Here is a 6,292-nt window from a genome sequence, read left to right as displayed (position 1 = left end):
TATGGCGTTTGGGTTAGAGTTTTGGTGATTGGCAGAGTTTGGATTTGTGTTGCTTGCATTGCTTGCGTTATTTGCATTGCTTGCGTTATTTGCATTGCTGTTATTGCTTGCATTGCAGTTATTGCTTTGTATGGTGAGGGATAGGAATGAGGTTTGGTGCAATACTTGGTTTTTGGTAGCAGAATCTGACATTTTTACCTCTCTAGTAGAAAATAATGAACTATTGCTTGTGGCATTGTAGCAATATCGTCATTTGGCAGAATTATACTATTTTATATATTACAATACAATAAAAGCATTTCACTTAAAATATCTTTCTAAAAATTCATAGTCATTTGCGCTTAATATTTTGCCATATTTGTCAAAGAGTATTTTGCCATCTTTTAGCCCCCTAGCTAAAACTGCGTTTTTAGGCTTTGAATCGCTATTTGATTCATCGCTAGATAAATCCCATAAAATAACGACATAAAGATACATAGCCAATGATATGGCATAAGGCTTTGAATCTTTGCCTAATTCAAGGCTTACTTGCCCCTCTATATACTCAAACGCATTGTTAAAATCGCGCTCTTTTTTCTTATCCCAGCCTAGCGTTAGATTTGTCAATGCTACGCTAATCCAATCAATCGCACTATAAAAAAGCTCATACTGCTCTAATTCAAATGGTTCGCCAATATCTAATTGTTGCTCTTTTGTGCAAGGTTTATTATAGGGTTCGCATTCAAGGATTTTATATTTTAAGATTTTTGCTTGTTTTTTATCTTTACTTTGCAATATTTCAATGGCTTTTATAAGGCGTTCAAATTTTTTGTCGCTTTGTGCTTTGTAATATGGATTTTTTAGCAGATAATTATTTTGGGTTTGTTTTTTTGCGCTTATGATATTAGGTAAAATCGTTTGCAATAAATCATTTGTAAGTTTGTGTGATTTTTTTTTGATTTGCATCTTTTGGATTTGTGATTGAATCTGTGTCTTGATTCGTTGAATCTATCCGTGAATCCGCATTTAGATTCATACTAAAAAGTGCAAAAATTATGGCAAAGCAAATATTTTTCATACTATGTCCCCCTTAAAATATTCTATAAGGGCATTATACAAAATACCAGCTATTTTTGCTCTATATGCCTTTGTTGCAAGTAGCTGTCTTTCTTGTGGATTGGATAAAAATCCACATTCTACTAAGACTGATGGCATATTGGTGATTTTTTTAATAACTCTAAAATTTTCAGTATTTTTAAATTGTCGTGCAATAAGATTGCTATCTTTACCTCTATCAATGACGCTTGCTAAAATATCCATAAATCTTTCCTCATCTTTTGCATAATTGATTTTATTATAATAACATTTTAAGCCTTTTGCAGTAGTATTGTCAGCACTATTTATATGAATAGACAAAAACAACATTTTTTTACTTTGAGTATAGCGGTAAATATTTTCTGCAATATTTATTCTATTATCTAATGTTACTATTTTGTCCGTATTTCTTGTTAGCACTACATTTAGTTTGTGATTTTTTAGGCTAGTAAGTAGTATATCTATATGTTTAACTATATCTAAATTTAATTCGCTTTCTTTTATTTTATCTTGGTTGTAATTGGGCGAAATTGCACCGCCATCTGTTCCACCGTGTCCAGCATCTAAAATCAATATGGGTTTTTCTACAAATGATAGCACTTGAAATGGAGTAGTTTTTTGATTGTTAAAATACGCAAAAAATGCTACTATTTTATTTTTCCATTCTTGTTTTATGCCAAATTGCGTTTGTAATCCATCTCCCAAATAATTAAACCCACTTGTTAAGCGATTATCGCTAGTAATGTTTTTTGTATCAGAATCGATATTTGTATCTGCCAAGTCAAAAGCTATATATGCAAGGTTTATATATCGTTTATATCCAATATCTTTAGCATTAGTTTTTGGAATAATAGTAATACGATTTTGCTGTTTGTGTATTTCTAAACTCTCAACTTCATAGTTGCATTGTAATGTCTTTTGTGGAGCACGAAAGCTAAAACTTAATTTTGGCAATGATAGTGTCTTGGTTTGTTTGTGATATTTTTGCACATTTATTATGGGTGCATATTGCTTTATGCTTATATCAAAATTATCCTCGCTAAAATTATCTCTATCCGCTATAAAGCTCAATTTATCGATTGTGTCTTTTTTATCCACGCTAACATTTTGCGCTCTCAAATATCCCTTAGAATCTATTTTGCCCTTTGCTACTACTCTTTGAAATTTCTCATTATAGATATATACTTGCTTATTTTTTATGACTTCGCCCCTGCTAGTATCAAAGCATTTTTCAATCTCTATTGTAATTAAATTTGCATCTTTTATAGGCGTGATTTTTATCTCTTTTGTTTCTTTCGTGTTTTGTTTTAATGATTCATAAAATGTCTTATCCCTATCCAAATATTTAGGGAAACTTTGCATTATAAGGATTGATTTGAAATATGATTCGTTTGGATTAGTCAAGTGTTTGCAGAGTGTCTCAGATTCAGATTCGTTTAATGCCCGCAACTCAATATACTTATTTCGCAAAAGATACTCTTTGATAAGGTTTAGTTTGTTTGTATAGATTTTATAAAGTTTGTCTTGGGTTTGTTGCTCATCTAATTTTTGTTTTTTGTCTTTATCCTCAAATAAGCCTTCGCCAAAATACAAATCCTCTACAAACCCTGCTATAAGTGCACCCACCACAGCACCCACAATCGTGCCAACAATAGGAAAGCTAGTGCCAATAGTAGCACCTGTAGCACTCCCTGCTAGGATTCGACTACCTAAATTTATGCCGATTTTTGTAGCTGATTTAACTATAACTTTTTTGGCTCCTTGTTTTATGGCTTGTCTATTTTTAATTATAGAATCTACTGCTTTGCTAACACCTGCTTCAAATACAACTTCTGCAGTTGCCCTTTGATTTGATTTATTTTCAACTTTTTTATAAAGATATGACAAGATTCCATAGTTTCCAATAATTTTGTATTGATATAATTTTCCTATTGCCTTAGAAACACCATTTCTTTGCATATATTTTTCTAAATAATTCTTGGAATAGGAACTTGATATTGCCAAACTATATGTGATGGCTTTTCCGCCTAAACCAAAATCATTTAGAGTGGGTGGCATAGATTCGCTTTTGCAAATAGAATCAACTTGCAAATCCGCATAAATATCTAACAAGTTTTCATTATATTGTGCCATTTGCTATTTTCTCCCTTTCAGTTTGTATTTTTACCATATCTAGCTCCATAATCTGCTTAAAAGCAACCCAACTATAATCCAATAAAAATACTTGATAGTTTAATTCATCTAGCGCGATTAGATATTGTTCTATTTTCGGTTTTAAAATTTTTTCTAATTCTTTAAGATTCAGTATTGCGCTTTCACCTGCAATGCCACGAGCATTTATAGGCGTAACGAAAGAAAAGAATATATCGTTATTAAATGATTGAATCGTTATAAGTTCATCAGCCACATTAAATCTTGAAATGTATGAGTCGTGCATTATATAAAAACTACCAAGTGAAAAAGCGATATTTTTACCGAAATGTTTTTGGACGATAAGATTTTTGTTAGTTGCATATATTGTTTTAAGGTTTAATGCTACAAAAATAGAATCCACCATATCCAGTATTATATAGATAAAAAACATTGCAAGGCACAAAGCCACTACTTCCTTATACCATTCCATTGTTTGAGAATGTATATATTTATCTATGCCTAATGCAAAAAAATAGCAAATGAGTGCAAGCGTCGCAATTCTAGAAACCCAAGACAAAATCACAAAAGCTAAATTTGATGATATGCTTGGCAACTGCATTTTCCAAATAATCTCATCGCCATTTTTGTCGTATTTTTTTGGATTTTGGTTTGCGCGTAAATCTGTTTTTAGATTCACAATATTTGCGTCTTTGTTTGTATATATTTGCTTCTCACTCACTTTTTATCTCTCCACCTTTTACGACTAATCCGCTAGAATCTATGATGACTTCCACGCCACCTGCTTTGATTATAGCACAATCTCTTTTGACTATGCGCTCGGTTTTTTACTTGATATAAAATCCAATTTCTTGCTTGTATAGTAGTTTTTATCTCATATTGCATAATTCACCGCCATTATCCATATCCGTGCAATACCAAATTCACACTTTTTTAATTTTTCATTTTTACCCCACCAAGTAAATATTAAATTCTTTTGGTTCAACATTACCAAGACTGACTTCTGCAATCTCATATCCCCAAAAATCACAGGCATATTGAAAGTCTGACAAAAGATATTCTTTTTCATCTTTGCTATCTTTATCTAATGCCTTGCTCCAATTTTCCACAATCAAAACAAAAGAATTAAAACCTAAATCTAAAAGCCAATCTAAATACTCTATCCAACAATTCCAAGTATTTCCCGCCCCATTAAGCCAAATCATACTCTCATCAGTGGGCGTTTGAAAAGCAGCTTTTGCAGTGGCTACAAACTCATCATAAGTATGCAGTTTTGAGCCATCAAGTTTGACTACAAACAAATCATCGCTATCTCTCAAAGTAATTTCATCTAGGCTTTTTACTTTGTAGATTTTATTGTCTTTTTTGTCTTGCATTGTGTATTTCATAGTATATCCTACTCAATGATTTTTATAAAAATTTTTGTTGATTGTAACGCCTAAATAGCATAGCATAATCAATATTAACCACCATTATAGGACGAATTAAAATACATAAAATAATATAAATCCCCAGCAAGAAACATCAACCATATCCACGCAGAGAAAAGACACAAGGCTGCCAAATACGAATCAACTATATAAATATCTTTTGCTTTGAAAAATACAATTATCAACAAATAAAACAATATAACACTTGTGCCAAAACAACAACCAATGAGAATTAGTCCGTTTTGGACGCCAAAAATATGTTGCAATTTAAAAGTAATGATAACATTTATAGGAAACAAAATAAACGGCAATGCTAACACAAAGATTACGATGCCTAGTATTTTTAGTTTTCTAATCATCAAAGTCTCCCATATCTTAGTCTAAGTTCATTACCATATTTTATACCTTGTTTGTTTGCTTTTATATCGCTTTTATCAAATCCATTTTTCATCGCCCTTATATTTTGATACATAGTTTTCATACAGATGAAAAACTGCAACACCTCCATAAGCCATAAAATATTCTATTTTAAAACAAGTTTAGCAAACCTTAATCCATTGCTGCCAAACATATTCATAGCTTTTTCTAATCCCTTATCTATACCGCCAAATATTCCACTTATTCCGCTCATTAACAAATCCGCTGTCCTGCTTTGATAAGCAAATATATCTTGTTTAGATTCTATGGTAAGCGTTGAAGTGTCATCATCATTGATTGTTTCTTGTGCTTTGATTGCTAAATCTTGATAAGAAAAAAGATTTGCGTTGATATTGTTAGTATTATTGTCAATGGATTTTTCATTAGTTTCATTGGGTATCGAATTTGTTGAAGTTGCAAAATAAGATTCCAAACTAGAGCAGTCAATACAAAAATTTATATTTTGCAGGGTGGCTATGCCTTTATTTTTATCATTATAATCATAGATTTTACGATTATGGTTTTGGCTAGAATTTGGATTAGAATCTATAATTCCAGCTTTTATATCAATGCCATTATTTGTGTCATTAGGCAAGCCAAATGTTAAGCCTATGGTTTGTGAATGATTTTCTTTTGACATTTTAGTTTCCTTTATACAAACCTAAATTGATTTTCTAAATCATAAGGCAATGAATCTATATCTATGCCTTTGGATATTAAAGATTCTTTGGTTTTTGTGATAAGAAATTCTTTTAGATAATTTTGCTCGGTTATGTTATCGTAAAATTTGTCGCTCATATATGCGTCCCAAGCAACGACAAAAACCAAATGAAGATTTTTAGACTTAACTAATGGACTTAGATTCACAAGATTAGATTTTGCGTATCCTAGCGGAAAAACTGCAAATCTATAAAATTTATGCAATGGAACAAATGACGCCATAATGGTGGAGTTATGCAAACCCACCTCCCCAAACCTAAAAAATTTCTTTTGCATTCTAAAATAATGCCGTCTATCAAAGCCTATACCCTGCTCTGTGATATATAATCTATTGTTACGACAATAAAATAGGTTATAAAAAATAGCAATTCCAAGTGGAATCAAAAAACATAGTAACATAAAAATCAAAAATTCTCTTGATAAGGCATTATTTATAAAATCTACAAATGCAACATATATCATATAGCAACACACAATTAACGCAATATAAAGCAATATAT

General features: G+C 31.3%; 8 protein-coding genes. All 8 read right to left on the bottom strand.

Going from position 1 to position 6,292, the window contains the following annotated elements; genetic code table 11:
• The coding region (locus ACWIUO_RS13205; protein ID WP_454178355.1) for a hypothetical protein at positions 1–192 on the bottom strand (192 nt) is incomplete at its 3' end.
• Positions 193–300: 108 nt separating this feature from the next.
• Positions 301–945 (bottom strand): hypothetical protein, encoded by a 645-nt coding sequence (locus tag ACWIUO_RS13200; RefSeq protein ID WP_454178354.1) that lies wholly within the window; start codon positions 943–945, stop codon positions 301–303.
• Entirely contained in the window at positions 908–1,057 is a 150-nt protein-coding gene (locus ACWIUO_RS13195; protein WP_454178353.1) for a hypothetical protein, read from the bottom strand. The genes ACWIUO_RS13200 and ACWIUO_RS13195 overlap by 38 nt, the downstream gene beginning before the upstream one ends.
• Positions 1,054–3,207, bottom strand: coding sequence for an N-acetylmuramoyl-L-alanine amidase (locus ACWIUO_RS13190; RefSeq protein WP_454178352.1), 2,154 nt, complete (start codon positions 3,205–3,207; stop codon positions 1,054–1,056). Before ACWIUO_RS13190 ends, ACWIUO_RS13195 begins: the two co-directional genes overlap by 4 nt.
• Entirely contained in the window at positions 3,194–3,946 is a 753-nt protein-coding gene (locus tag ACWIUO_RS13185) for a hypothetical protein (RefSeq protein WP_454178351.1), read from the bottom strand. The genes ACWIUO_RS13190 and ACWIUO_RS13185 overlap by 14 nt, the downstream gene beginning before the upstream one ends.
• A gap of 226 nt (positions 3,947–4,172) precedes the next feature.
• Positions 4,173–4,613, bottom strand: coding sequence for a hypothetical protein (locus ACWIUO_RS13180; protein ID WP_454178350.1), 441 nt, complete (start codon positions 4,611–4,613; stop codon positions 4,173–4,175).
• A gap of 565 nt (positions 4,614–5,178) precedes the next feature.
• Complete coding sequence (locus ACWIUO_RS13175) at positions 5,179–5,712, bottom strand: hypothetical protein (protein WP_454178349.1); 534 nt, start codon at positions 5,710–5,712, stop codon at positions 5,179–5,181.
• A gap of 11 nt (positions 5,713–5,723) precedes the next feature.
• Positions 5,724–6,292: hypothetical protein (locus ACWIUO_RS13170; RefSeq protein WP_454178348.1), on the bottom strand; the 569-nt coding region annotated here is incomplete at its 5' end.

Source organism: Helicobacter sp. T3_23-1056, assembly GCF_053654535.1.
This window is presented reverse-complemented; position numbering and strand designations above follow the sequence as displayed.

Excerpts from the sequence above, each read along its gene's own strand:
- ACWIUO_RS13200 (WP_454178354.1), bottom strand. The coding sequence starts at position 945 with ATGCAAATCAAAAAAAAATCACACAAACTTACAAATGATTTATTGCAA.
- ACWIUO_RS13195 (WP_454178353.1), bottom strand. The coding sequence starts at position 1,057 with ATGAAAAATATTTGCTTTGCCATAATTTTTGCACTTTTTAGTATGAAT.
- ACWIUO_RS13190 (WP_454178352.1), bottom strand. The coding sequence starts at position 3,207 with ATGGCACAATATAATGAAAACTTGTTAGATATTTATGCGGATTTGCAA.
- ACWIUO_RS13180 (WP_454178350.1), bottom strand. The coding sequence starts at position 4,613 with ATGAAATACACAATGCAAGACAAAAAAGACAATAAAATCTACAAAGTA.
- ACWIUO_RS13175 (WP_454178349.1), bottom strand. The coding sequence starts at position 5,712 with ATGTCAAAAGAAAATCATTCACAAACCATAGGCTTAACATTTGGCTTG.